Source organism: Pseudomonas sp. TE24901 (assembly GCF_054058375.1).
Genome location: NZ_JBSSAF010000003.1, coordinates 263,616 through 288,764, shown reverse-complemented (window position 1 = coordinate 288,764; position 25,149 = coordinate 263,616). Strand labels below are relative to the sequence as shown.

Below are 25,149 nucleotides of genomic sequence, written 5' to 3'. Positions count from 1 at the left end.
GCTGGGGATAGCGCGGTTAGTCGAGTTTGCTCGGCGGCGGTTCCTGCACGCCGCCGTCGTTGGCGGGCTTGGCCGGGGTGTCGACTTCCACCAGCTTGTATTCCTGGCCGTGGAGGTTCTTGAGGTAGACCTCCATCTGGCGGAACGAAATGTTGATGTGCTCTTTCTTGAACTCACGGTTGATAAAGCGGTTCACTTCGTCGATCACCGGGTTGCGGTCGCCCAGGTCACGTACGTGCATGCGCAGTTCGTGGTCGAGGGTGCTTTCGCCGAAGTTGAGGAAGTACACATGAGGTTCCGGCTCTTTGAGCACACGCGGGTTGTCGCGGGCGGCCTTGAGCAGCAGTTCCTTCACGCGGTCCAGGTCGGAGCCATAGTCCACACCCAGCTTGAGGGTGACGCGGGTGATGGTGTCGGTCAGCGACCAGTTGATCAACTGCCCGGTGATGAAGGTCTTGTTCGGGACAATGATGTCCTTGCGGTCGAAGTCGGTGATGGTGGTGGCGCGGATGCGGATCTTGCTCACGGTGCCGGACAGGTTGCCGATGGTGATGGTGTCGCCGATGCGCACCGGGCGTTCGAACAGGATCATGATGCCGGAGATGAAGTTGGCGAAGATCTCCTGCATGCCGAAGCCCAAGCCCACCGACAGCGCCGCCACCAGCCATTGCAGCTTGTCCCAGCTCACGCCGAGGGTGGACAGGGTGGACACGAAGCCCACGCCGGCAATCACATAGGACAGCAACGTGGTGGTCGCGTAGGCGCTGCCCTGGGCCAGGTCCAGCTTGGACAGCACCAACACTTCCAGCAAGCCTGGCAAGTTGCGCGCCAAGGCAAAGGTGATGCCGACGATGATCGACGCGCCGAGCAAGTCGCCGATGCTGATCGGCACCATGCTGATGTTGGCGCCGGTGCCGCTGGTGTATTCGTAGAGGGTCACGTTGTCCAGGTAGGAGAACACCGTGATCAGGTCTTTCCATACCCAATACAGCGCCGCGATAAAGCCGCCGAGCAAGGCCAGGCGGATCAGGCGCATGGACTGTTCGTTGACCTGCTCGATGTCCAGGGTCGGTTCTTCGATCACCGCTTCACCGTCGCCGGCTTCCTTGGCCGCCTGGCGCTTGGCCAGGGCGCGGGCATAAGCCAGGCGCCGTGCGGCGACGCCCAGGCCACGTACGAAGGTGGCTTCGATCACCAGCCAGAACATCAGCAGGTACAGGGTATTGATCAAGCGGTCGCTGAGCTTGAGCGCGGTGTAGTAGTAGCCGAAGCACACGGCGACGAACAGCGCGATGGGCAGGGCGGTAAACAGCAGGCCCACGGCCTTGCGGAACAACGAGGCTTTTTCGTGGGTCGGGCTGTTCAGCAGCAAGCGGCCCAGCAGCCAGGCCATCAGTGCGTAGCAGGTCAGCACCACGCCGATGCCCAGCACGTCGTCGGCCAGCGCAGCCGGTTGGTGCTCGGCGATGGCTACCACGGCCACCAGGGCCAGCACCACCAGGCCGAGCTTGCGCACCCAGCCTTGCAGGAATTCGACCTGGGGTTTTTCCCAACGGAAGTGCAGTTCGGCCACGCCGCCCGGCGCGAGGATGCGGTAGGCGGTGTAGAACACCATCCACGCCTGGGCGATCTGCAGCAGCGCTGCGCCCAGGTTGGCGTTTTGCCCACGGGCGTCGATCTGCAGCGCGTAGCCGCACAGTGCCAGGCCCAGGGCCACCGGCATGGCCAGCAGGATGTTGATCAGGATGGCCTGGGGCGTATGCCACTGGCTGTCGCGCTTGAAGTGGCCGATGTCCTGATGGACCTTGTTCAGGCGCTGATACAGGTTCTTGCGCCGCCACAACAGTGCACCTATCAACAGCAACAGTGGCAGGAACAGCAGTGGGCGCTGGGTCAGGCCGTCATACAGTTCGCTGACACTGGAGGCCCAGGGCAGGGTGGTGACCTGTTTGCTCAGGTGCGCCGGCACGGTTTCCAGCCACTCGGTGTCCAGTGGCTTGTTGCTGGGGATCCAGAACATCTGCTCATCCAGCGTCGCTCGCAGGGTGGTGGCGGTGCTGAGCAATTGTTTCTGGTTGAGCTGCAAGGTGATGGATTCATTGAGCAGTGCGCTCAGTTCACGGCTCAGGCGCTCCAGCAGGTCGCTGCGGGTGATCGCCAGTTCCAGCAGGGTGCGGCGCAATTGCGGGGTCACGTCATCCGGTGGCTGGTTGGCCAGCAGGTTATCCACATAGGTACTGGGCGAACTGATCAGCTCGCGTTGCTGGTTGACCTCGAACTGGTACAGGCGAATGTTGGCAATGTCGTCCGCCAGGTCGCGGTCCACGGTGAGGCGCGGCAGGGCCTGCTTCTGCTTGTAGAGGATCTTGGACAGCAGCAGGCTGCCCTTGAGCACGTTGATCTGCTCGTCCAGGGCCGAATCGCTCTGGGTCACGGTGTCCAGTTGCTGCTTGGTCTGCAGGTTCTTCTGGGTCAGGTCGTTGAGGCGGTCGGTGCTTTTGAGCAGGTAGTCGGACAGCTTCAGGTTGGCCGCGCTTTCGGTGGCCAACAGGCTGCTGCCCCCGGCCTTTTGCGCCTCGATGGACTGTTGGGTCACGGTCTGTTGGGACTGGGCCAGGCGTTTCTGGTTGATCAGGGTTTGCAGGTCCTGGATCTCTTGTTCCAGGCGCGCGGTTTTTTCCACCACCAGGTCATGCTGGCTGTTACCCAGGTCTTGCAGTTGGCTGTTGCCGGCCAGTTCCTGGCGGCGCAGTGGGATTAGCGCGTTGAGCGCGGCGAGTTCGGCGTTGAGCTGGTTGCGCTGGTCGCCGCTGAGGGTTTTGCCGTTGTCCTTGCCGACCTTGAGGATCGAGTTGATCTGCAGGATGCGGGTCTGGCTGCTGCTGATTTCGGTCTGGGCGCGTTCCGGGCGGGTCTGTGCGGCGATGGTCAGGCTGTTGGCGTCGGCCAGGTCTTTTTGCAGGTCGCCTTGCTGGGTGGTGCGCTGCACCAGCAATTGTTCGAGCTGTGGCACCGGCAGGGTGGCATAGCGCTGGGCGACGGGAATGACTTTGGTGGCCTTGAGCCTTACCAACTCCCGCTGGTTCTCGGTGGTCTGGCGCGGCGCATCTTCCAGCTGGCGCTTGAGGTCGACCAGGCGCTGCTCGTAATCCTGCTTGTTGCCCAGGTACGTCAGGGTCTGCTGCAGGATGGTCTGCAGCGCCTTCATGTCGGCGTCGGGCAGCTTGCGGTCGGGCAGCTTGTCCAGGGTTTGCTGGATAGCGTCGGCGCTGGGCGGGTCGGCCGCGTGAACGGTGCCGACACAAAGGGTCAGGCCCAGCAGGGCAGTGGCGAGAAACGTGCGCAGGGTTGGCATAGAGACCGGTCGAGCAAAATGAAGAAAAGGGAGCGAATTGTCGCTCCGCAGTTTAGAGGAAGAGTCCGGGGCCCGGGCGACTTCCTTCGGGGAATCTGACGCCGACTTTGCCGATCTTGTTCCCGTCCATGACCGCGACGGTCCAGATGGTGTTGTTCCATTCCACCTGGTCGCCGACGATGGGCGCGCCGCCGACTTTCTGGGTAATGAAACTGCTCAATGGCATGTCCGGGTCGATGCCCTCCAGCTTCAAGCCGTATAAGGCTGAAACCGCGCCCAGCTGGGCGTCGCCTTCGAGTACGAAGTCGCCGAAGAAGCGCAGGTCCAGACCCCGTTGCGGGGCCTGGCTGAACAGTTTGCCCAGGGCCGGCAGGTTGTGTTCGTGGCCGATCACGCAGAGCAAATCGCCGACTTCCAGCACCGTACTACCCGACGGATGGAGCAGTTGCTGGCCACGAAACAGTGCCGCGATCCGCGTGCCTTCGGGCATTTTCAGCTCGCGCAGGGCCGCACCGATGCACCATTTTTCCGCACCCAGGCGGTAGACGAACAGCTCCCACTCGCTGGTGACGTGCACTTCCAGGGCTGCGCGGGAGATCGGCGCCGGGTCTGGCGGTACGGTCACTTTCAGCAGCTTGGCCACCCACGGCAGGCTGGTGCCTTGCACCAGCAGGGAGACCAGCACGATAAAGAACGCCAGGTTGAAGTACAGCTGTGCGTGGGGCAGGCCGGCCATCAGCGGGAACACCGCCAAAATGATCGGGACCGCACCGCGCAGGCCGACCCAGGCGATAAAGGCTTTTTCGCGACCGTGGAACGCCTTGAACGGCAGCAGGCCGACCATCACCGACAGCGGCCGCGCAAATAGGATCATCCACAGCGCCAGGCCCAGCGCCGGCAGGGCAATCGGCAGCAGGTCATGGGGCGTGACCAGCAGGCCCAGCACCAAAAACATGCCGATCTGTGCCAGCCAGGCCATGCCGTCGAGCATATGCAGAATGCCGTGGCGGCTGCGCACCGGGCGGTTGCCGATCACCAGGCCGCACAGGTACACGGCGAGGAAGCCGCTGCCGTGCAGGGCGTTGGTCAGCGCGAACACCACCAGGCCGCCGGCGATCACCAGGATCGGGTACAGGCCGGTGGCCAGGTTGATGCGGTTGACCATCTGCAGCATCAGCCAGCCGCCGCCCAGGCCGACGATGCCCCCAATGCCGAACTCGCGCACCAGGTGGGTCAGCAGGCTCCAGTGCAGGCCGGTCTGGCCGCTGGCGAGCATGTCGATGAGGGTGACAGTAAGGAACACCGCCATCGGGTCGTTGCTGCCGGACTCGATTTCCAGGCTGGCGGTGACCCGTTCGTTCAGGCCCTTGCCGCCGAGCAACGAGAACACCGCCGCGGCGTCCGTGGAGCCGACGATGGCGCCGATCAGCAGGCCCTGGATGATATTGAGGTTGAACAACCAGGCGGCGGCCATGCCGGTGAGGCCGGTGGTAATCAATACTCCCACCGTGGCCAGCGACAACGCCGGCCAGAGTGCTACGCGGAAACTCGCCACCCGTGTGCGCAGGCCACCGTCGAGTAGGATCACGGCCAGTGCGAGGTTGCCCACCAGGTAGGCGGTCGGGTAGTTGTCGAAGATGATGCCGCCGCCGTCGACGCCGGCGACCATGCCCACGGCCAGGATGATCACCAGGATCGGGATCCCCAGGCGGGACGAAAGAGAACTCACCAGAATGCTCGCACCCACCAGCAACGCGCCGATCAAGAACAGGCTGTTGATGGTCGTCGCATTCAAAGGCAGTACTCCATGAGCAATAAGGACGAGACGCAAACTGACCATGCAGTCTGCGTGCCAGCGATTCTAACCTGTTGAATTGCTGCGCTGTCAAAAAGCTTTTTCTGATTCGTGTAGATCCAATGTGGGAGCGGGCTTGCTCGCGAATGCGGTACATCAGCTAGAAATATGCTGACTGAAACACCGTATTCGCGAGCAAGCCCGCTCCCACATTTTTGACCGAGGTGTGTCAGTTAGAGGCGGAAGCGTCCGACCATCCCGTTCAGGTCCACCGCCAGGCGCGACAACTCGCTGCTCGCCGCGCTGGTCTGGCTGGCGCCGGTGGCCGACTGCACCGACAGGTCGCGGATGTTCACCAGGTTGCGGTCCACTTCCCGCGCTACCTGGGCCTGCTCTTCGGCCGCGCTGGCGATGACCAGGTTGCGTTCGTTGATCTCGACAATGGCCGTGTTGATGGTGTCTAGGGACATCCCTGCACCTTTGGCGATGTTCAACGTCGATTCCGCACGCTCGGTGCTGTTGCGCATCGAGTCCACCGCGTGTTCGGTGCCGGCCTGGATGCTGCCGATCATCCGCTCGATTTCGCTGGTGGACTGCTGGGTGCGATGGGCCAGTGCACGGACCTCGTCGGCCACCACGGCAAACCCACGGCCGGCTTCACCGGCGCGGGCCGCTTCAATGGCGGCGTTGAGGGCCAGCAGGTTGGTCTGGTCGGCCAGGCCGCGAATCACATCCAGCACTTTGCCGATATCGCGGGATTCGTTGGCCAGGTCGCCAATCAAGGTCGCGGTGGCTTGCACATCGCCGCTCATGCGCTCGATCGCGCTGACGGTTTCCTGCACCAGGTCGCGACCGTCGCCGGCGGAGGTGGTGGCGTTGCGCGATGCCTCGGAGGTGCTCACTGCGTTGCGTGCGACTTCTTCGACAGCGCTGGTCATCTCGTTGACGGCGGTGGCGGCCTGTTCGATTTCATTGTTCTGCTGGGTCAGGCCCCGGGCGCTTTCGTCGGTGACCGCGTTCAGCTCTTCAGCGGCAGACGCCAGTTGCGTGGCGGAACCTGCGATGCGTTGCAGGGTGTCGCGCAGCTTGTCCTGCATCTTGGCCATGGCGGCGAGCAGGCGGCCGGCCTCATCGTTGCCATCGACCTTGATCGGACGGGTCAGGTTACCTTCGGCGACTTCTTCCGCCGCTTCAAGCGCCTGGGAGATGGGCTGGGTAATGCTACGAGTCAGCAGCCAGGCGAACAGCAGTGTCAGCACGGTGGCAACAATCAGCAGGCCCACGACCAGGTCAAAGGCCATGTTGTACTGGTCTTCGGCTTGCTGGTTGGTGGCGTTGGCCATCTTGTTATTGATGTCCACCAAGCGCGTCAGCACAGCGTTGACCTGCTCGGAGTTGGCCAGCAGTTCGCTGTTGAGCAAGGCGCGCAGTTCTTCAACTTGATTGGCCTGGGACAGGCTCTTCATGCGTGCTTCGATCTGATGGTATTGGCCGAGCAGGCGCACGTATTCATCGTAGGTCGCGCGCTCTTCGCTGCTGTCGATCAGCTTCTCGTAGATGCCCTGGGCAGTACGTATCTGCTGGTTGCGCATATCGAAGGCTTCCAGGGTCTTTTGCTGAACGTCCGGTTCGCGGTTGGTCAGCAAGCGGTACGACAGCACCCGCAGGCGCAGGGTCAGTTGGGTGAACTCGTCGAGGGCGCGAATGCTGGGCACGCTGGTCAGGGTGATGTCTTCGGTGGCGGCGCGGATCTTGCTCATCTGGTTCAGGGCGAAAACACCGAGAAACAACATCAACGCACCAATAAACGCGAAGCCGAGGAAGGCCCTCGGGGCGATATTCATATTACGAAGTGACATGCGGGAATCCTGGGGAGAAGCGCGATCCGTGCGGCCATGAGACGGGGTGTGCATGTCGTATCGGCCATACGACTAAAGTCTTAAGGGGGCGCGCGCTTTTGTCGCATCTGACGAGGGGTTGGGCGGATTCAGGAACCAGATCCGGTAAATGCAGTCACTAAGGCTCGAAAGTACGGCCCGGCCCTTAAAAAACGGGCTGTGCGCCGGGGATAACCCTGGCATCCGAGGTGAATTTTCTTTATCGTCACCGCCCTTTGAAAAAGCCCGAGAAATCAAAATGTTAGAAGCATCCCTCAGCCAATTGGAACAACTGGTCAGCGACCTGGTACAGCAGAATCAGGACCTGCTGGGCAGCAACGAATCCCTCAAGGCCGAACTGGCCCGTGCCAAGGATGAAAACGACAGCCTGCAATTGAACCTGATGGAGCAGGAAGAAAAGCACAGCGCCACCGCCGCGCGCATCCAGGCGCTGGTTGAGCGCGTGAGTGCAGGGCCTGTCAGCGCATGAACGAAGGGATAAAGGTCGTTTCGATTCTCGGAGAGGATTACTCGATCAAGGCGCCAGCCGGGGAAGAACTGACCCTGATGCACGCCGTGACCATGCTCAAGGCCTCCCTGGCCACCACCAAGAAAAAGTACCCGACGCTGATCGGTGACAAATTATTGGTACTGGCCGCGCTGAACCTGTGCGCCGAGCAGATCGAAATGCAACAGGCTCACCAACAGGAACTCGACCGTTACCAAGAGCAAGTCAGCGCCACGGTCGATGTGATTTCCAAGGCGATCGGACAGCCTTAGAACCAATCATCCTGCATCCCCAGGCACGTATCGTCGCGTGCCTCCAGAATCGCCAGTTCATGATGGCAGCCCGGTACTTCCCAGGTCAGGAAGTAGCGGGCGGCCTGGAGCTTGCCCTTATAGAAGGCCACGTCGGCCGCATTGCCCTTGGCCAGCCCTTCTTCGGCGCGGATCGCCTGCTCCAGCCAGCGCCAGCCGATCACCGTGTGCCCGAATACCTTCAAGTACAACGCCGAGTTCGCCAGGCTGCTGTTGACCTTGCCGTGGGCCAGGTCCGTCAGCAGACCGAGGGTGACGCTTTGCAGGCGGTTGACCAACTGTTCCAGCGGTTCCCTCAGCGTGGTGAGGCTCGGGTATTCCTGGGCGCGGGCGCCGGTTTCGGCGATCAGCCTGATCAGTTGCTTCAAGCCTGCGCCGCCGTTCTGTGCCAGTTTGCGCCCCAGCAAGTCCAGGGATTGAATGCCGTGAGTGCCTTCATGAATCGGGTTCAGGCGGTTGTCGCGGTAATACTGTTCCACCGGGTATTCGCGGGTGTAGCCATGGCCGCCGAGGATCTGGATCGCCAGCTCGTTGGCCTTGAGGCAAAACTCCGACGGCCAGGATTTGACGATAGGGGTGAGCAGGTCCAGCAGTTCGTGGGCTTGCTTGCGTTCGGCTTCGGTCTCGAGTGTGGTGGTGTCGTCGAACAGGCGCGCGGCGTACAGGCCCAGGTCGAAAGCGCCTTCGACGTAGGCTTTTTGGGTCAGCAGCATGCGTTTGATGTCGGCGTGCTGAATGATCGAGACCGGTGCCGTAGTAGGGTCTTTGCTGTCAGGCAGGCGGCCTTGTGGGCGTTCGCGGGCGTACTCCAGTGAATAGAGGTAGCCGGCGTAGCCGAGCATTACCGCGCCCATGCCCACGCCAATGCGCGCCTCATTCATCATCTGGAACATGCAGCTCAAGCCTTGGTGCGGCTTGCCTACCAAGTAGCCGACGCAGTTGCCGTTATCACCGAAGTTCAGCGCGGTGGACGTGGTGCCGCGCCAGCCCATCTTGTGGAACAGGCCCGCCAGCAACACATCGTTGCGTGCGCCCAGGCTGCCGTCGTCGTTAACCAGGAACTTGGGCACGATAAACAGCGAGATGCCTTTGACCCCGGGCGGCGCATCCGGCAGTTTGGCCAGCACCATGTGCACGATGTTTTCCGACAGCGGGTGGTCGCCACCCGAGATGAAGATCTTGTTGCCCTTGAGACGATAAGTGCCGTCAGCCGCGGGTTCTGCGCGTGTACGAATATCCGACAGTGACGAGCCCGCATGGGGTTCGGTGAGCGCCATGGTGCCGAAGAAACGGCCGTCGATCATCGGTTGCAGGAAGCGTTGTTTCTGATCGTCGGTGCCGAAGCTTTCGATCAGGTTGGCGGCGCCCATGGTCAGGAAGGGGTAGGACGTGGACGCGGCGTTCGCCGACTGGAAATGCGCGAAGCAGGCCTGGGACAACAAGGTTGGCAACTGCATGCCACCGGCTTCGAAACTGCGGGCAGCGTTGAGGAAACCGGCTTCGAGGAAGGCATCCACGGCGGGTTTCACTTCAGGGATGAGGACCGCCTTGCCATCCTCGAAGCGCGGTTCGTTCTCGTCATTTTTGCGGTTATGCGGTGCGAAGTACTTTTCCGCGATGCTGCGCGCCGTGCTGATGGCCGCATCGAAGGTCTCGCGATTGTGCTCGGCAAACCGCTCGCGCCGGGTCAGGCCCTCGGCATCGAGGACTTCGTACAGCTCGAAAGCCAGATTGCGGGAACTGAGCAGCGTCTCGGACATGGCGGCTTACCTATGTGGGAATAGGGCCGAGTCTAAGTGCGCGAATAGAGGCTGGATAGCAAGATTGATCTGGGTGATGGAGGGGCAAAACGCGGATGGGAGGCAGGGAGCAGTAAATGTGGGAGCGGGCTTGCCTGCGATGAGGCAGTGCCAGTCGACATCTCTGTCGCTGACCCACCGCTATCGCAGGCAAGCCAGCTCCCACAGGGTTTACCGCGTTTTTACAGTTAGCCGATGGTCATCAGGCTGGCGTTACCGCCTGCTGCAGCGGTGTTGACGCTCAACGCACGTTCGATCACCAAACGCTCCAGCGCGATCGCTGTCTCGCCTTGGGACAAACCATGCACCCCGACAATCGCACCACCACGCTGTGCCACTTGCTGGCACACCGCGCGCAATTGATCGGAATCGCCGTGGTGCAGAACCGCATCGAACACCACGTCGTCCTTGGTCCAGTCGGCCACGCGCTTGATCTTCGCCTGAATCTCTTTAGGCAGACGTGGGAACAAGGCCTTGGTCAGGTCAGTCTCCGGCCATACTGCCGACCCCCCCACGGCCAATACCGCCGCCAGTTGCGTCAGCAGATCGCCTTCCACTTCCGCCAGGCACAGCACGTGCTCGCGGGGCAGGATGGCGTAGCTGTTGCGCTCGCCGGTCGGGCCGGCGAGTTGGCGGGTGATCCCGCTTTGCGACTGTGCGGCGAACTGGCTGCACAGGGTGCTCAGGTCGCTGAACTTATTGCTGTCGGCCCAGGTTTTCAGGGCGGTCAGCGGTTGGCTCATGGCGTCACGCAGGCGCACATCCGGTGCGGCCAATGCATCGCCACGGACGAAGGATTGCTCGATGGCATCCGTAGGACGCGTCGACAGCAGGCGGTACAGGTACAGCGGGCCACCGGCTTTCGGGCCGGTACCCGACAGGCCTTCGCCGCCGAACGGTTGCACGCCCACCACGGCACCCACGATGTTGCGGTTCACGTAGACGTTGCCGGCGTTGACGTTGTCGATCACCTTGGCGATGGTCTCGTCGATGCGGGTGTGCACACCCAAGGTCAGGCCGTAGCCCGACGCATTGATCTGGCCGATAAGCTGGTCGATCTCTTTGCGCTTGTAGCGCACCACGTGCAGCACCGGGCCGAAGATCTCCCGTTGCAGTTCGTCGAAGCTTTCCAGTTCGATCAAGGTGGGCATCACGAAGGTGCCGCGCTTGATCTCTTCACCGTCGGCAATCGCAACTTGATAAACGTTGCGGCCTTTGTCGCGCATGGCCTGGATGTGTTTCTCGATGCCAGCCTTGGCCTCGGCGTCGATCACCGGGCCGATATCGACCGACAGGCGCTCCGGGTTGCCCAGGCGGCATTCAGCCATGGCGCCCTTGAGCATTTCGATGACACGATCTGCCGAATCTTCCTGCAGGCACAGTACACGCAGGGCCGAGCAACGTTGGCCGGCGCTGTCGAAGGCCGAGGACACCACGTCGATGACCACTTGCTCGGTCAGCGCCGAGGAGTCGACGATCATCGCGTTCTGACCGCCGGTTTCGGCGATCAGCGGGATCGGGCGGCCCTGGGCATCCAGGCGGCCGGCGACATTGCGTTGCAGCAGGCGAGCCACTTCGGTGGAGCCAGTGAACATCACGCCTTTGACGCGATCATCGCCGACCAGGCGGGCACCGACGGTTTCGCCCTGGCCCGGCAGCAGTTGCAGCACGCCTTCCGGAATGCCGGCCTCCAGCAGGATGCGCACGGCTTGTGCGGCGACCAGCGGAGTCTGCTCGGCAGGCTTGGCCAATACCGGGTTGCCGGCGGCCAGCGCAGCGGCAACCTGACCGCTGAAGATGGCCAGCGGGAAGTTCCACGGGCTGATGCAGACCACCGGGCCCAGTGGGCGATGGGCATCGTTGGTGAAATCGTTGCGTGCCTGCACTGCGTAGTAGCGCAGGAAATCCACGGCTTCGCGCACTTCGGCGATGGCATTGGCGAAGGTCTTGCCAGCTTCGCGAGCCAGCAGGCCCATCAATGGCTGAATCTCACCTTCCATCAGGTCGGCGGCGCGTTCGAGGATCGCGGCGCGCTCGGCGGGCGGGGTGGCCTGCCAGATCGGGCCGGCGCTGATGGCGCACTGGATAGCGTTGTCGACGTCTTGAACGGTGGCTTCTTGCACGTGGCCGACTACATCACGCAGGTCGGACGGGTTCAGTACCGGTGCCGGCGGTTGCTCGCTGGAGGCGCAACCGAGCATTGGCGCGGCTTTCCAGTTGTTGTGAGCGGTGGCCAGCAAGGCACAGGACAGCGACGCCAGGCGATGTTCATTGGCCAGGTCGATACCGGCCGAGTTGGCGCGGTCGCTGCCGTAGAGGTCACGCGGCAACGGGATGCGTGGGTGCGGCAGGCCGAAGCCACCTTCCAGCGTGGCCATGTGTTCGATGCTGGCCACCGGGTCGGCCACCAGCTCCTGGATCGAGATGGACTGGTCGGCGATACGGTTGACGAACGAGGTGTTCGCGCCGTTTTCCAGCAGGCGACGCACCAGGTAAGCCAGCAGGGTTTCGTGGGTGCCGACCGGAGCGTACACGCGGCACGGACGGTTCAGCTTGCCATCGGAGACCTTGCCTACAACCTGCTCGTACAACGGTTCACCCATGCCGTGCAGGCATTGGAACTCGTACTGGCCGGGGTAATAGTTCTGGCCGGCAATATGGTAGATGGCCGACAAGGTGTGGGCATTGTGCGTGGCGAACTGCGGGTAGATGACTTCCGGCACCGACAGCAGTTTGCGTGCACAGGCGATGTAGGACACGTCGGTGTACACCTTGCGGGTGTACACCGGGTAGCCTTCCAGGCCTTCGACCTGGGCGCGCTTGATTTCGCTGTCCCAGTACGCGCCTTTTACCAGGCGGATCATCAGGCGATGACGGCTGCGGCGCGCCAGGTCGATGACGTAGTCGATCACATATGGGCAGCGCTTCTGGTAGGCCTGGATCACGAAACCGATGCCGTTCCAGCCGGTCAGTTGCGGCTCGAAGCACAGGCGCTCGAGCAGGTCCAGGGACAGCTCCAGGCGGTCGGCCTCTTCGGCGTCGATGTTCAAACCGATGTCGTATTGCTTGGCCAGCAGGGTCAGGGACAGCAGGCGTGGGTACAGCTCATCCATCACGCGTTCGTACTGCGCGCGGCTGTAGCGTGGGTGCAATGCCGACAGCTTGATGGAGATGCCCGGGCCTTCATAAATCCCACGGCCGTGGGACGCTTTGCCGATGGAGTGAATGGCTTGTTCGTACGAGGCCAGGTATTTCTGTGCGTCGTGTTCGGTAAGTGCAGCTTCACCGAGCATGTCGTAGGAATAGCGGAAGCCCTTGGCTTCGAACTTGCTCGCGTTGGCCAAGGCTTCGGCGATGGTTTCACCGGTGACGAACTGCTCGCCCATCAGGCGCATGGCCATGTCGACGCCCTTGCGGATCATCGGCTCGCCGCTCTTGCCAATGATGCGGCTCAGGGACGATGTCAGGCCGGCTTCATTGTGGGTGGCGACCAATTTGCCGGTCAGCAGCAGGCCCCACGTGGCGGCGTTGACGAACAGCGACGGGCTGTTGCCCAGGTGCGGCTGCCAGTTGCCGGTGCTGATCTTGTCGCGGATCAGTGCGTCGCGGGTGCCTTTGTCCGGGATGCGCAACAGCGCCTCGGCCAGGCACATCAGTGCCACGCCTTCCTGGGACGACAGGGAGAATTCTTGCAGCAGGCCCTGAACAATACCGGCACGGCCGCCAGCACTTTTCTGGTTACGCAGTTTTTCGGCGATCGAGGCGGCCAGCTTGTTGGTGGCTTCGGCCATCGGTGCCGGCAGACGGGCTTGTTCGATCAGCATCGGTACCACTTCCGGCTCGGGGCGGCGGTAAGCGGCGGTGATCGAGGCGCGCAACACGGATTGCGGCAGGATGCTTTCGGCGAACTCAAGGAAGCACTGGTGGGCGTGGTCGGTCTGGACTTCGCCTGCGTCGTCGGCGTCCTTGGTGCTCAAACCGTTGAGCTCGGTCAGGGTTGCACCACCCTCGAGTTTCTCCAGGTAATTGAAAATCGCCTGCTTGATCAGCCAGTGGGGCGTGCGATCAATGGAGGCCGCGGCAGCTTTCAGGCGCTCGCGGGTCGGGTCGTCGAGTTTGACCCCAAGGGTGGTTGTCGCCATTTTCTTATCCTCATGGGTGCCACTACCGAGTGGCATCTGCTGGCGGCAAGATTAGCTTTGCCCATGAGGAGGTGCAACCGGGTGCAACCCTTTTTATTCAGGAAATTTTTGATCGTGATCGGGAAAATAATGCGAGGTCGACGGATTCCGCTCTGCCTTGGTGCATTTACTTCTGAGATCGGCTGTTCTTGCTCCGAAAAGGAGCAAAAAACGGGGTGTTTGCTGTATTTCACATCAAGGTGCAACTTATTCTCACGAAACTGGTTGCACCTTATTTGCTTTGTTGAATAGCATTCGCGCCCTAGGTGCAACCGACTCAACGAGCCGGTTCATCGGCTGACGGCTTTCCTGGGGAAACGTCAGTCATAAATGCGCGGCACACCGTTACGTCTACCTACTTCCAGTGGGTGGCCGTCTCACAGACCGCTGCTACATAAAAACAAAGCCAGGGCGTCACTCTTATGAGCGTTAGTAATCCAACCCTGATCACGTTCGTGATCTATATCGCAGCAATGGTGCTGATCGGCTTCATGGCCTATCGCTCCACCAACAACCTTTCCGATTACATCCTGGGCGGTCGCAGCCTCGGCAGCGTGGTGACGGCCTTGTCCGCCGGCGCTTCCGACATGAGTGGCTGGTTGTTGATGGGCTTGCCGGGCGCGATCTACATGTCCGGCCTGTCGGAAAGCTGGATCGCCATCGGCCTGATCGTCGGTGCCTACCTCAACTGGCTGTTTGTTGCCGGTCGCCTGCGGGTGCAGACCGAGCACAACGGCGACGCCCTGACACTGCCGGATTACTTCTCCAGCCGTTTCGAAGATAAAAGCGGCCTGTTGCGGATCATCTCCGCCGTCGTGATCCTGGTGTTCTTCACCATCTACTGCGCTTCGGGCATCGTGGCCGGTGCCCGCCTGTTCGAAAGCACCTTCGGCATGTCCTACGAAACGGCGCTGTGGGCCGGCGCTGCGGCGACGATTGCCTACACCTTTGTCGGTGGTTTCCTGGCCGTTAGCTGGACCGACACCGTACAAGCCACCCTGATGATCTTCGCGCTGATCCTCACGCCGATCATCGTGCTGCTGGCCACTGGTGGCGTCGACACCACGTTCCTGGCCATCGAAGCCAAGAACCCCGACAACTTCAACATGCTGAAGAACACCACCTTCATCGGCATCATCTCGCTGATGGGCTGGGGCCTGGGTTACTTCGGCCAGCCGCACATCCTGGCGCGTTTCATGGCGGCGGATTCGGTGAAGTCGATCGCCAATGCACGTCGCATTTCCATGACCTGGATGATCCTGTGCCTGGGCGGCACCGTCGCGGTGGGTTTCTTCGGTATCGCCTACTTCTCGGCCCATCCGGAAGTGGCGGGCCCGGTCACCGAAAACCACGAGCGTGTGTTCATCGAGTTGGCCAAGCTGCTGTTCAACCCATGGATCGCCGGCGTGCTACTGTCGGCCATCCTGGCTGCCGTGATGAGCACCTTGAGCTGCCAGCTGCTGGTGTGCTCCAGTGCGCTGACCGAAGACTTCTACAAAACCTTCCTGCGCAAGAATGCCTCCCAGCTTGAGCTGGTATGGGTCGGCCGTGCGATGGTGCTGGTGGTTGCCCTGATCGCCATCGCCATGGCTGCCAACCCGGACAACCGCGTCCTGGGCCTGGTGAGCTACGCCTGGGCCGGTTTTGGTGCGGCCTTCGGCCCTGTCGTCCTGATCTCGGTGATCTGGAAAGGCATGACCCGCAACGGCGCATTGGCCGGCATCCTGGTGGGTGCGATCACTGTGATCGTGTGGAAACACTTCAGCCTGTTGGGGCTGTACGAAATCATCCCGGGCTTCATCTTTGCCAGCCTGGCGATCTACTTCGTGAGCAAGCTGGGCGCGCCGACGGCAGGCATGGTTGCGCGTTTTGATGCTGCGGAAAAAGACTACAACCTCAACAAGTAATCCTCGGGCGCCGAGCGTCCGTTGAGTTGAAAAAAAGGCCCGCATCCTACGGATGGCGGGCCTTTTTTATGGTCGGTTCAATCCGTGTCCGGCTGGTTGAGAAAGATCAGCACGCCCACAATCGCCATGTAGAACTTGAAGGCCGCTTCCTGGCCATTCCATTGGTGGGACTGCCACATCAAGAACCATTCACCGCCCACCACCATGAAACCGAAAAACCACACCACGAAGCCGAGGGCGAGGCCGGTGGTGGCGCGTACCTTGGCACGGTTGAATTCGGCAGCGCTGCCTTGGCGGGTGCGCCACAACGCCAACGCACCCCAAGAGAGCATCAGCGCAGTGAGAGCTTCACCGAGGATGATCAGGCCGTAGGCGCCGTGCCACAGCCAGGGCGTGGTGATGGCGCGGTACATGGCGGCGTTGCCGGGAAACGTGGTGTCCATGCTCAACACATGTTTGACGAAGGCAAAGTTGGAGCCGTAGTCGGTGATGTTGTTGAACGCCACCAGGCTGGCGAAGGCGGCAAGGGCGAGGACCAGTGTGATTTTTGCGTAGCGTGTACCCATGTTCTTTACCGGCAATTGTGCGAAGAGGGGCAGTTACGCTAGCACGGCGTCGAGGTGTCTACGACGCCTCGCACATGAAGAATTAGGCACTCCAAACGTAGGACGCAACTGATTTTCCAGCAGCCCGCTCAGGCCCGGGCAAAGCTGGCGCAGAATCGGTCGCCCACCCTTCGCAGAGAAACACCGGATGTTCGCTCCTGCCAATCAAAGTGCCTTTACCCTGACCGTCGATGGAGAGCCCAGTGAGCTCAAGGTGTTCGCTTTCACCGGCACCGAAGCCATCAGTCAGCCTTACTGTTTCGACCTGGAACTGGTCAGCGAACAGCCTGATCTTGACCTTGAAAGCCTGCTGCATCGCCAGGTGTACCTGGGCTTTGATGACCGAGGGCACGGTGTTCATGGCCAGGTTTACCGGGTGGCGCAAGGCGACTCCGGGCGTCGCCTTACGCGTTACCAGATCAGCCTGGTGCCGCAATTGGCGTACTTGGCCCACAGCAGCCGCCAACGTATTTTCCAGTACAAGACCGTGCCGCAGATTATTGCGCAGGTCTTGACGGGCCAGGGTATTCAGAGCGACCGCTTCGAGTTCCGCCTGAGTGGCACCTACCTGGAGCGTGAATACTGCGTGCAGTTCGGTGAGACTGACCTGGCCTTCATCCAGCGGTTGTGTGCCGAGCTGGGCATTCACTATCACTTCCAGCATTCAGCCGAACGGCATTTGCTGGTGTTCGGTGATGACCAGGCCGTATTTGCCCAGGCCGATCACACCACGCCCTACATGCCCGGTTCAGGGATGGTGGCCGATACACCGGCGATCAAGCGTTTTGCGGTGCAATTGGAAACCCGTACCACGGCGCTGAACCTGAGGGACTATGACTTCCGCAAGCCGCGCCTGGCACTGGAAAGCGCTGTGGCGGGCGAGCAGCTTCCCAGCCTCGAAACCCAGGACTATCCCGGTTATTTCAGCGACCGCGCCCATGGCAAGTACCTCGCGCAACGTGGCCTTGAACGTCACCGCCGTGACTATCAAGTGGCCCGCGGCGAGGGTGATGAACCGGCCTTGCTGTGCGGGCGTTTTCTGAAGCTTGCGGGCCACCCGCGTGAAGCGTGGAATGACTTGTGGCTGGTGACGCAGGTCACTCACGACGGCAAGCAGCCTCAGGTGCTGGAAGAAGCGGTGACTGAGGTCGCGGGTAGTGATTTTCGCCAGGGTTATCGCAATGAATTTGTTGCCGCGCCTTGGGATGTGATCTTTCGTCCTCCGATGCCCGAGCAACCGCGACCGGCTGTAGCCGGATATCAACATGCCGTGGTCACCGGCCCTGGTGACAGCGAAATCCACTGTGACGAGTTCGGCCGGGTCAAAGTGCAAATGGCTTGGGATCGCGCTGGGGAGCACAACGAACATTCCAGTTGCTGGCTGAGAGTGGCCACCGGGTGGGCGCATGACCGCTACGGCTCGGTGCTTATTCCACGGGTTGGGATGGAAGTGCTGGTGGGCTTCGTCAATGGCGACCTGGACATGCCAGTGGTGATGGGGTGCCTGCCCAACGCGGCGACCCCGGTGCCCCTCGACCTGCCTGCGGAAAAGACCCGCAGTATCTGGCGCAGCCACAGCAGCCCTGGCGGTGGTGGCTATAACGAACTGCGCATTGAAGACCGTAAAGGTGCCGAGGAAATCTACCTGCGCGCCCAGCGGGACTGGACCCAGCATGTGCTGAATGACCAGCAGGTGCAGGTGGATAACCGGCGCCAGGTGAAGGTGGGCGGTGAGTCGCACCATGAATTGCAGGGCGAGGAGCAGCGCATTACCCACGGTAATCGCCTGACTGAGCTCAAGCAGGATGACCACTTGGTGATCGGCGGTTCGCAGCAGATGCGTGCGGGGCGAACCATCCAGATCGGTGCAGGGCAAAGCGTCGTGATTGACGCGGGCGCCATCGTGACGATTCAGGCCGGGGGGCAGTCGATCACGTTGTCGGCGGCAGGGATATTCAGCAGCGTGCCGATCATGCTGGGCGGGGTGCCCGCCGTGGGCGCTTCGCCGTTGAAGCCTGGACTCACGGAGAAACTGCTGGCGGTGATACCCGCACCGCTCAGCGCGGTACAAGTGGCCAGCCTGAAGCGCAGTGCGCCGTTTTGCGAGGAGTGCGAGCGTTGCAGGAACGGGCAGTGCGATATCCCATGACACAGCAAGCCACCCAACTCGAAAAGGAATTTACCCCCATGGATCAACCTTTGGCTCCCCGCGCTTGGCTGGCAAAACATCCTCTGCAACCTGAGGAACAACTCTTTGCGGTGCTGGGCAATGCCAGCGACGCCAAGCCTCTGGAGGCCTGGCGAACAGTGTCAGAGGGGATGGCACCAGAATCGATCTGGGCGGGCACGGCCTATGCCGAGTGGCGTGAGGTGATGCCGTATGTCGTCGCCGTAGAGCCCGGCACCCCCTTCCTCGATTGGATAGCCAATACCGGTTCAACCGACTGGGGTTGGTTGGCGGTATCGTCCAGCTCGCTGGAAACCGTGGCTGCGCATTTGCAAAGCCTCACGAAGGTCTACCTGCCCGACGGCCAGGAGGTGTTCCTGCGTTTCTGGGATGGGGCCCAGACTTTGCCGATCATTCAGCAATGTGGGGCTGAAATATTGCCGGTTTTCCAGCGCTACCTGATCAATGGCCAGTCGCTGACTACGACGACTGGCCCGGACACCGCTGCGAAAACCAGCCCTTGGTGGACAGTGCCTGCGCTGTTACTGGAGCACCTGGCCGAGCAATCACCGCGCACCCTGATCGACAACCTGCTGCAATGGCTCGAAGAGCAGCGCCCCGACCTCTACACCGCCTTCACGCCGACGACCCTGCAGCACAAGGTCGCCTATTTCGTGCGCTCGCCGGGTATCAGCCATGAAGCGCTGGCCGACTTCCTGACCTCAGAGCTGAGTTGAAGTCAGCGCCTGTTGCAGGTCTTCGATCAAGTCTTCGATGGCTTCGATGCCCACTGATAGGCGAATCATTTCCGGTTTCACACCGGCCTTGGCCTGCTCTGCCTCGTTCATCTGCCGATGGGTAGTGGAGGCAGGGTGACAGGCCAGGGACTTGGCATCGCCAATGTTCACCAGGCGCTTGAAGATCTGCAACGTGTCGTAGAAGCGCACGCCGGCCTGGTAGCCACCTTTGAGGCCGAACGAGAGGATCGCCGACGGTTTGCCTTGCAGGTATTTCTGCGCCAGCTCGTGGTGAGGGTGGTCTGGAAGGCCGGCGTAGCTGACCCATTCCACACCGGCGTGGCCTTGCAGGAACTGCGCGACCTTCAGGGCGTTTTCGGTGTGACGCTCCATGCGCAGGGCCAGGGTTTCCAGGCCTTGCAGCAACAGGAAGGCGTTCATCGGGGCGAGGGCTGCGCCGGTATTTCGCAGTGGCACAGTGCGGGCGCGGGCGATGAAGGCGGCGGGGCCGAATTTTTCGGTGTAGACCACGCCGTGGTAGGCCGGCTCGGGGTTGTTGAGGCCGGGGAATTTCTCCGGGTAGTCGGCCCAGGGGAAGGTGCCGCTGTCGACGATGACACCGCCCAGGGAGTTGCCGTGGCCGCCAATGTATTTGGTGACCGAGTGCACCACGATATCGGCGCCGAACCGAATGGGCTTGCACAGGATCGGCGTGGCCACGGTGTTGTCCACAACCAAAGGCACGCCACGGGCGTGAGCCACCGTTGCCAGGGCTTCCAGGTCGATGATATTGCCAGCCGGGTTGCCGATGCTTTCGCAGTACACCAGCTTGGTGTTGTCGTCGATCAGCTCGGCGATGGCTTCGGCGGAGTCGTTGCGGGCGAAGCGCACGTCGACGCCAAAGCTGGGCAGCAAATGGGCGAACAGCGTGTAGGTGCCGCCATACAGTTGTGGCGTGGTGACGATGTTGTCGCCGGCGCGGGTGAGGGTCTGGATCGCGTAGTGAATCGCGGCGCTGCCGGCCGACACGGCCAGTGCTGCGATACCGCCTTCGAGGGCGGCGAGACGCTGCTCCAGCACGTCGTTGGTGGGGTTCATGATGCGTGTGTAGATATTGCCGGGCACGTCGAGGTTGAACAGGTCGGCGCCGTGCTGGGCGTTATCGAATTCGAAGGCCACGTTCTGGTAGATCGGTACGGCGACGGCCTTGGTGGTCGGGTCCGACGTGAAGCCCTGGTGCAGGGCGATGGTAGCGTCTTTCATGATGGTGACTGACCTCCTTGGATTCCATGGGCGCCCCTACACCGTAGGAGCCGGCTTGCCGGCGATAGCATCAGCGCGGTGTGCAGGTAATACCCCGCCACCCGCATCACGGGCAAGCCCGCTCCCCCATAACCGATTAGACCGTTTTAAGCATTCCGCCTCCGTTTACGGCATATGCCCCGCCCGACACGCAGCCCTGCACCTTTGCCCTTGTAGAAGGTAAACTTCGCCCCCTGCGCAGGAGCAACCATGAATTATCGTCACGCCTTTCACGCCGGCAATCACGCCGATGTCTTCAAACACCTGACCTTGACCCGCCTCATCGCCCTGATGTCGCGCAAGGAGCAGCCGTTCGCCTACCTCGACACCCATGCCGGCATCGGCCTGTATGACCTGCAGGGTGACCAGGCCAACCGCACCGGTGAGTACCTGGAAGGCATTGCGCGCCTGTGGGGCGAAAGCGACCTGCCGCCCCTGACCGCCGACTACATGCGCGTGCTGCACGAGATGAACCCGGATGGCCAGTTGCGCTACTACCCGGGCTCGCCGGAGCTGGCGCGTCGGCTGACACGCCCTCAGGACCGTGTGCTGCTCAATGAGAAACACCCGGACGACGGCGTGTTGCTCAAGGACAACATGAAGGGCGACCGTCGCGTCAAAGTGCACCTGGGCGAAGGCTGGCATGTGCCGCGTGCCTTACTGCCGGTGCCGGAAAAACGCGCGTTGATGCTGATCGATCCGCCGTTCGAGAAGCTCGACGAGATGCAGCGGTGCGCGGCATCGCTCAAGGAAGCGGTCGGCCGCATGCGCCAGACCGTCGCGGCGATCTGGTACCCGGTGAAGGACCAGCGCATGTTGCGTCGTTTCTACCAGGACCTGGCCGGTACCGGTGCGCCAAAGTTGTTGCGCGTGGAACTGCTGGTGCATCCTCTGGACACGCCCAACACCCTGACCGGCTCGGGCCTGGCGATTGCCAACCCGCCGTGGGGCCTGGAAGAGGAATTGCGCGAGCTGCTGCCGTGGCTGTCCAAGAAGCTGGGCCAGACCCAGGGTGGGTGGCAGATGGATTGGCTGATCGCCGAGTAAACAGTTACCCGTCAGAAGCGCTATCGCGGGCAAGCCCGCTCCCACATTTGGAATGCATTCCAAGGTGGGAGCGGGCTTGCCCGCGATGCTTTTGGCTTCAGATCGGGCAGGTCACGCCCGTGCCGCCAATCCCGCAATAGCCCTGCGGGTTCTTCGCCAGGTACTGCTGGTGATACGCCTCGGCGAAGTACACCGTCGGCGCTTCTTCGATTTCCGTGGTGATCACACCCAGGCCGGCCTTGGTCAATTCACCCTGATACGCCTCGGCACTGGCTTGCGCTGCTGCCAGTTGCTCCGGCGTGGTCGCGTAGATCACCGAGCGGTACTGGCTGCCGATGTCGTTGCCCTGGCGCATGCCCTGGGTCGGGTTGTGCAGTTCCCAGAACATCTTCAGCAGGTCTTCGTATTTCACCTTGGCCTGGTCGTACACCACCAGCACCACTTCGCTGTGGCCGGTCAGGCCCGAGCAGACTTCTTCATAAGTCGGGTTCGGCGTGTAGCCGCCGGCATAACCGACCACGGTGCTGACCACGCCATCGCGCTGCCAGAACCGCCGCTCGGCGCCCCAGAAGCAGCCCAGACCGAAGATGGCAAAGCCGACGTCATCGAGGAACGGACCGAGCAGTGGGTTGCCGTTGACGAAGTGTGTCTCTGGCAGTGCCATCGGCGTTTCACGGCCAGGCAATGCTTGTTCTTGAGTAGGCAGCACGTTTTTGTTCACCAGAATTTCCGAGCGCAAGACCATGATCAGTCCTCTCGTCAGGTTGGGTTAGCGGTAAATATTCAGACAGGCAGTGTGCCCGAGTGTTACAGCGCTGTCAGGCAATTGGCCCGCGTGGGTAGCGTTTAAGCTTCTCCAGCAGCTCTGCACCGGGGATCGGGCGGTCGAACAGGTAGCCCTGGCCCACGTCGCAACGGTGTCGGCGCAGGAACGCCAGCTGCTCGGAGGTTTCGACACCTTCGGCCACCACCTTGAGCTTGAGGTTGTGGGCCATGGCGATCACCGCCGAGGTGATTTCCATGTCGTCCTGGTTGTCCGGGATCTCGTGGATAAAGCTACGATCGATCTTGATGATGTCGATGGGGAATTTTTTCAGGTAGCTCAGCGACGAGTAACCCGTGCCGAAGTCGTCCATGGCCAGGGTCAGGCCAAAGCTCTTCAATTGATCAAGCTGCAGGCGCGTGTCTTCGGTGGCTTCCAGCAGCAGGCCTTCGGTCAATTCCAGTTCCAGCAGACTGGCCGGCAGTTGTTCTTCCTTGAGGATCGTGGCGATCGAGGCCACCAGGTCGGGATCGGAGAACTGCTTGGGCGACAGGTTGATCGCCACCTGCAGATTGCCCATGCCACCGGCGCTCAGTTGCTTGCTCATGCGGCAGGCCTGGCGCGCGATCCATTTGCCGATAGGGATAATCAGCCCGGTTTCTTCGGCCACGCTGATGAACTGGTCGGGGCGGATCATGCCCTTTTCCGGATGGTTCCAGCGCAGCAGCGCTTCCATGCCCAGCAGGCGACCGCTGCGCAGGCACAGCTTGGGCTGGTAGAACACGTCCAGTTCGTTTTGCGTCAGGGCGCGGCGCAGGTTGTTTTCCACGAACAGCTTGTAGCTGGCCTCGGCGTTCAACGCTTCGGTAAACACCTGCACCTGGTGTTTGCCGTTGGCCTTGGCCTTGTGCAGGGCCAGGCCTGCGTTGCGCATCAAGGTCTGCGGGTCGCGGCCATGCAGCGGCGCACAGGCCAGGCCCACGGAGCCGGTGACGCTGATCAATTGGTTGTCGACAAACATCGGCTTGTCGAGGGTCGTCAGCAGCTGGCTGGCGACTTGCTGGCCGCTTTCCAGGTCGGTGTCGTCCAGCAGCACGGCAAATTCGTTACTGGCGAAACGCGCCAGGCTGCCGCCCGCGCTCAAGCTGTTGCGCAAGCGACGCGCCAGGCTGATCAGCAGCTTGTCGCCGGTCTGGTGGCCGAGGCTGTCGTTGATCCGCTTGAAGTTGTCGATGTCCACCAGCAGCAGGCTGATCGGGCTGTCGCTGTCGCGGGCAAAGCGTTCATCAAGGTTGCGGATGAACGCCGGGCGGTTGCCCAGGTTGGTCAGGTTGTCGGTATAGGCCAGGCGTTCGATGCGCTGTTGCGCCAACTTGGTCTGGGTGATGTCTTCGTAGATACCGATGTAGTGAGTCAACTCGCGGTTGTCGCCATACACCTTGGAAATCGACAGCTGGCCCCAGTAGGGTTCCAGGTTCTTGCGCCGGCTCTTGAACTCACCCTGCCAGCTGTTGCTCTTGGCCAGGCTTGACGGCGCATCGAACAGCAGCTCGCTGAGGTTCTCCAGCGCCGGTAGTTGCGCCAGGCGGTGGCCGTGCACTTCTTCGGCGCTGTACTGGGTGATCGCGGTAAAGCTCGGGTTGACGTACTCCACCACGCCGTCGCAATTGACCAGCAGAAAGGCGTTGGCGCTTTGCTCCACCGCCCGCTGGAATAGGTGCAGGGCGCTGGTGGCGGTGCGGCGGTTGTGGTTGTTGATCACCAGCGCAAACTGGTCGGCCAGCTCGCCGGCAAACGCGATTTCGTCCGCCTGCCAGGCGCGCGGGCTGCCGGCCTGTTCCAGGCACAGCACGCCGACGACTTGGCCGTCGACACGGATACTGGCGTCGAGCATCGCGTGGATGTCTTTGTCGCGCAGGCTCTCGGCCATTTCCCGGGTGCGCGGGTCACGCAGGGCATTGGTGGCGTCGATGGCACGGCTGGTCTGCAGGGCTTCGAGGTAATCCGGGAAGCCGCTGGCGTCGATGGCTTCGGGCAAATGGTACTGCTGGTCGGCCTGGCGATAGGCCGAGATCGGTACCAGGCGCTGGCCTTCGAGGTTCCAGATGCTGGCGCAATCGATCTCATAGATATCGCAAGCGCTGCGGGTGATCAGCTCGGCGGCTTCTTGCAGCGAATTGTTGGTGGTGTAGCGCTGGCGGGCCAGCAGCAGGATCAACTCTTGCTGGGCGCGCACCCGCTCCAGGTGCTGCAGCTGTTCCTGTTGGGCGCGCTGGTTGAGCTCCAGGGCGATCTGCAGGCGGCTGTTCTGGTTTTCCAGGTCGGCGCTCGGGGCCACGTAGGGCATTTCGCTGAACAGGCCGTCAACCACCATCAGGTAACCGCGCAACAAGTGACGATTGTGCTGTTTGTAGGCTTCACCCATTTCCAGCAGGCTCAGGGGGCCGTCGCTGGTGTGCAGGGTGTAGCGCACCAGGTAATGGGGGCTCTGGGTCAGTTGTTGCTGGATGGCGTCGTGCAACTGATACCGTGCCTGGGGTTCCATCAGGCTGGCGTAGGGGGTGCCGATCAGGGCGCAGAGCTCGACTGCCGGCAGGCCGAATTGGCGCTCGCAATTGGGGTCGAGGTACAGCAGGGCCCAACTCGCCTCATTAAGCCGCTCGAAACGCAGCATACCGAGGCGCGAAGGCACCGGTAACTGCGTCACGACCTCGGCCGCCATACGGGCGACATCGGGTTGGCTTTTCATGGGGGGAACTCACTTGAAATTACGCGCACGGCGCCGGGCTCACGCC

At 61.8% G+C, this 25,149-nt stretch carries 14 protein-coding genes and 2 pseudogenes; 6 read left to right on the top strand and 10 right to left on the bottom strand.

Annotated features, from left to right (window positions below; genetic code table 11):
* Positions 1-16 precede the first annotated feature (16 nt).
* The 4 genes and pseudogenes from mscK to ACVWVP_RS07430 all read right to left on the bottom strand — a co-directional run.
* A complete protein-coding gene (gene mscK, locus ACVWVP_RS07445; RefSeq protein WP_176997201.1) occupies positions 17-3,355 on the bottom strand; it encodes a mechanosensitive channel MscK in 3,339 nt (1,112 codons plus the stop codon).
* Positions 3,356-3,407: 52 nt separating this feature from the next.
* Positions 3,408-5,150 (bottom strand): potassium/proton antiporter, encoded by a 1,743-nt coding sequence (locus ACVWVP_RS07440; RefSeq protein WP_176997200.1) that lies wholly within the window; start codon positions 5,148-5,150, stop codon positions 3,408-3,410.
* 233 nt (positions 5,151-5,383) lie between these two features.
* Positions 5,384-5,983 (bottom strand): annotated as a pseudogene (locus tag ACVWVP_RS07435) (methyl-accepting chemotaxis protein); the annotation flags it as partial.
* 303 nt (positions 5,984-6,286) lie between these two features.
* Positions 6,287-6,943, bottom strand: a pseudogene (locus ACVWVP_RS07430) (MCP four helix bundle domain-containing protein); the annotation flags it as partial.
* A gap of 343 nt (positions 6,944-7,286) precedes the next feature.
* Between ACVWVP_RS07430 and ACVWVP_RS07425 the strand changes: the two are divergent.
* Entirely contained in the window at positions 7,287-7,517 is a 231-nt protein-coding gene (locus ACVWVP_RS07425) for a hypothetical protein (RefSeq protein ID WP_176997198.1), read from the top strand.
* A complete protein-coding gene (locus tag ACVWVP_RS07420) occupies positions 7,514-7,807 on the top strand; it encodes a cell division protein ZapA (RefSeq protein WP_176997197.1) in 294 nt (97 codons plus the stop codon). The genes ACVWVP_RS07425 and ACVWVP_RS07420 overlap by 4 nt, the downstream gene beginning before the upstream one ends.
* Here ACVWVP_RS07420 and ACVWVP_RS07415 read toward each other — a convergent pair.
* Complete coding sequence (locus ACVWVP_RS07415) at positions 7,804-9,606, bottom strand: acyl-CoA dehydrogenase (protein WP_457405032.1); 1,803 nt, start codon at positions 9,604-9,606, stop codon at positions 7,804-7,806. The genes ACVWVP_RS07420 and ACVWVP_RS07415 overlap by 4 nt on opposite strands.
* Before the next feature lie 227 nt (positions 9,607-9,833).
* Positions 9,834-13,787, bottom strand: a complete 3,954-nt coding sequence (gene putA / locus ACVWVP_RS07410; RefSeq protein ID WP_457405030.1) for a trifunctional transcriptional regulator/proline dehydrogenase/L-glutamate gamma-semialdehyde dehydrogenase — start codon at positions 13,785-13,787, stop codon at positions 9,834-9,836.
* Positions 13,788-14,248: 461 nt separating this feature from the next.
* Here putA and putP point away from each other — a divergent pair, with 461 nt between their 5' ends.
* Positions 14,249-15,733: a sodium/proline symporter PutP gene (gene putP, locus ACVWVP_RS07405; protein WP_178918621.1), complete on the top strand. Its 1,485-nt coding sequence runs from the start codon at positions 14,249-14,251 to the stop codon at positions 15,731-15,733.
* A 77-nt stretch (positions 15,734-15,810) separates the two neighbouring features.
* Here putP and ACVWVP_RS07400 read toward each other — a convergent pair whose 3' ends face one another.
* Positions 15,811-16,299 (bottom strand): DUF2165 family protein, encoded by a 489-nt coding sequence (locus tag ACVWVP_RS07400; protein WP_178918622.1) that lies wholly within the window; start codon positions 16,297-16,299, stop codon positions 15,811-15,813.
* 187 nt (positions 16,300-16,486) lie between these two features.
* On the opposite strand from ACVWVP_RS07400, the gene ACVWVP_RS07395 reads away from it, so the two are divergent.
* Positions 16,487-18,487, top strand: a complete 2,001-nt coding sequence (locus ACVWVP_RS07395; RefSeq protein WP_457405027.1) for a type VI secretion system Vgr family protein — start codon at positions 16,487-16,489, stop codon at positions 18,485-18,487.
* A gap of 38 nt (positions 18,488-18,525) precedes the next feature.
* On the top strand, positions 18,526-19,242 hold the full coding sequence (locus tag ACVWVP_RS07390; protein WP_457405025.1) for a DUF4123 domain-containing protein: 717 nt from the start codon (positions 18,526-18,528) through the stop codon (positions 19,240-19,242).
* On the opposite strand, the gene ACVWVP_RS07385 is transcribed toward ACVWVP_RS07390, so the two are convergent.
* On the bottom strand, positions 19,228-20,505 hold the full coding sequence (locus tag ACVWVP_RS07385) for an O-acetylhomoserine aminocarboxypropyltransferase/cysteine synthase family protein (RefSeq protein ID WP_457405022.1): 1,278 nt from the start codon (positions 20,503-20,505) through the stop codon (positions 19,228-19,230). The two genes, ACVWVP_RS07390 and ACVWVP_RS07385, sit on opposite strands and share 15 nt — an antisense overlap.
* A 249-nt stretch (positions 20,506-20,754) precedes the next feature.
* Between ACVWVP_RS07385 and ACVWVP_RS07380 the strand changes: the two genes are divergently transcribed.
* Positions 20,755-21,591, top strand: a complete 837-nt coding sequence (locus tag ACVWVP_RS07380) for a 23S rRNA (adenine(2030)-N(6))-methyltransferase RlmJ (protein WP_060755160.1) — start codon at positions 20,755-20,757, stop codon at positions 21,589-21,591.
* A 97-nt stretch (positions 21,592-21,688) separates the two neighbouring features.
* Here ACVWVP_RS07380 and msrA read toward each other — a convergent pair whose 3' ends face one another.
* Together msrA and ACVWVP_RS07370 are read right to left on the bottom strand one after the other, a co-directional pair.
* Entirely contained in the window at positions 21,689-22,336 is a 648-nt protein-coding gene (gene msrA / locus ACVWVP_RS07375) for a peptide-methionine (S)-S-oxide reductase MsrA (protein ID WP_178918626.1), read from the bottom strand.
* Between the two features lie 73 nt (positions 22,337-22,409).
* Positions 22,410-25,103 (bottom strand): putative bifunctional diguanylate cyclase/phosphodiesterase, encoded by a 2,694-nt coding sequence (locus tag ACVWVP_RS07370; protein WP_457405018.1) that lies wholly within the window; start codon positions 25,101-25,103, stop codon positions 22,410-22,412.
* Between the last annotated feature and the right edge of the window lie 46 nt (positions 25,104-25,149).

Coding starts and splice junctions, on each gene's coding strand:
- mscK (WP_176997201.1), bottom strand. CDS start 3,355: ATGCCAACCCTGCGCACGTTTCTCGCCACTGCCCTGCTGGGCCTGACC.
- ACVWVP_RS07425 (WP_176997198.1), top strand. CDS start 7,287: ATGTTAGAAGCATCCCTCAGCCAATTGGAACAACTGGTCAGCGACCTG.
- ACVWVP_RS07420 (WP_176997197.1), top strand. CDS start 7,514: ATGAACGAAGGGATAAAGGTCGTTTCGATTCTCGGAGAGGATTACTCG.
- ACVWVP_RS07415 (WP_457405032.1), bottom strand. CDS start 9,606: ATGTCCGAGACGCTGCTCAGTTCCCGCAATCTGGCTTTCGAGCTGTAC.
- putA (WP_457405030.1), bottom strand. CDS start 13,787: ATGGCGACAACCACCCTTGGGGTCAAACTCGACGACCCGACCCGCGAG.
- putP (WP_178918621.1), top strand. CDS start 14,249: ATGAGCGTTAGTAATCCAACCCTGATCACGTTCGTGATCTATATCGCA.
- ACVWVP_RS07400 (WP_178918622.1), bottom strand. CDS start 16,299: ATGGGTACACGCTACGCAAAAATCACACTGGTCCTCGCCCTTGCCGCC.
- ACVWVP_RS07395 (WP_457405027.1), top strand. CDS start 16,487: ATGTTCGCTCCTGCCAATCAAAGTGCCTTTACCCTGACCGTCGATGGA.
- ACVWVP_RS07390 (WP_457405025.1), top strand. CDS start 18,526: ATGGATCAACCTTTGGCTCCCCGCGCTTGGCTGGCAAAACATCCTCTG.
- ACVWVP_RS07385 (WP_457405022.1), bottom strand. CDS start 20,505: ATGAAAGACGCTACCATCGCCCTGCACCAGGGCTTCACGTCGGACCCG.
- ACVWVP_RS07380 (WP_060755160.1), top strand. CDS start 20,755: ATGAATTATCGTCACGCCTTTCACGCCGGCAATCACGCCGATGTCTTC.
- msrA (WP_178918626.1), bottom strand. CDS start 22,336: ATGGTCTTGCGCTCGGAAATTCTGGTGAACAAAAACGTGCTGCCTACT.
- ACVWVP_RS07370 (WP_457405018.1), bottom strand. CDS start 25,103: ATGAAAAGCCAACCCGATGTCGCCCGTATGGCGGCCGAGGTCGTGACG.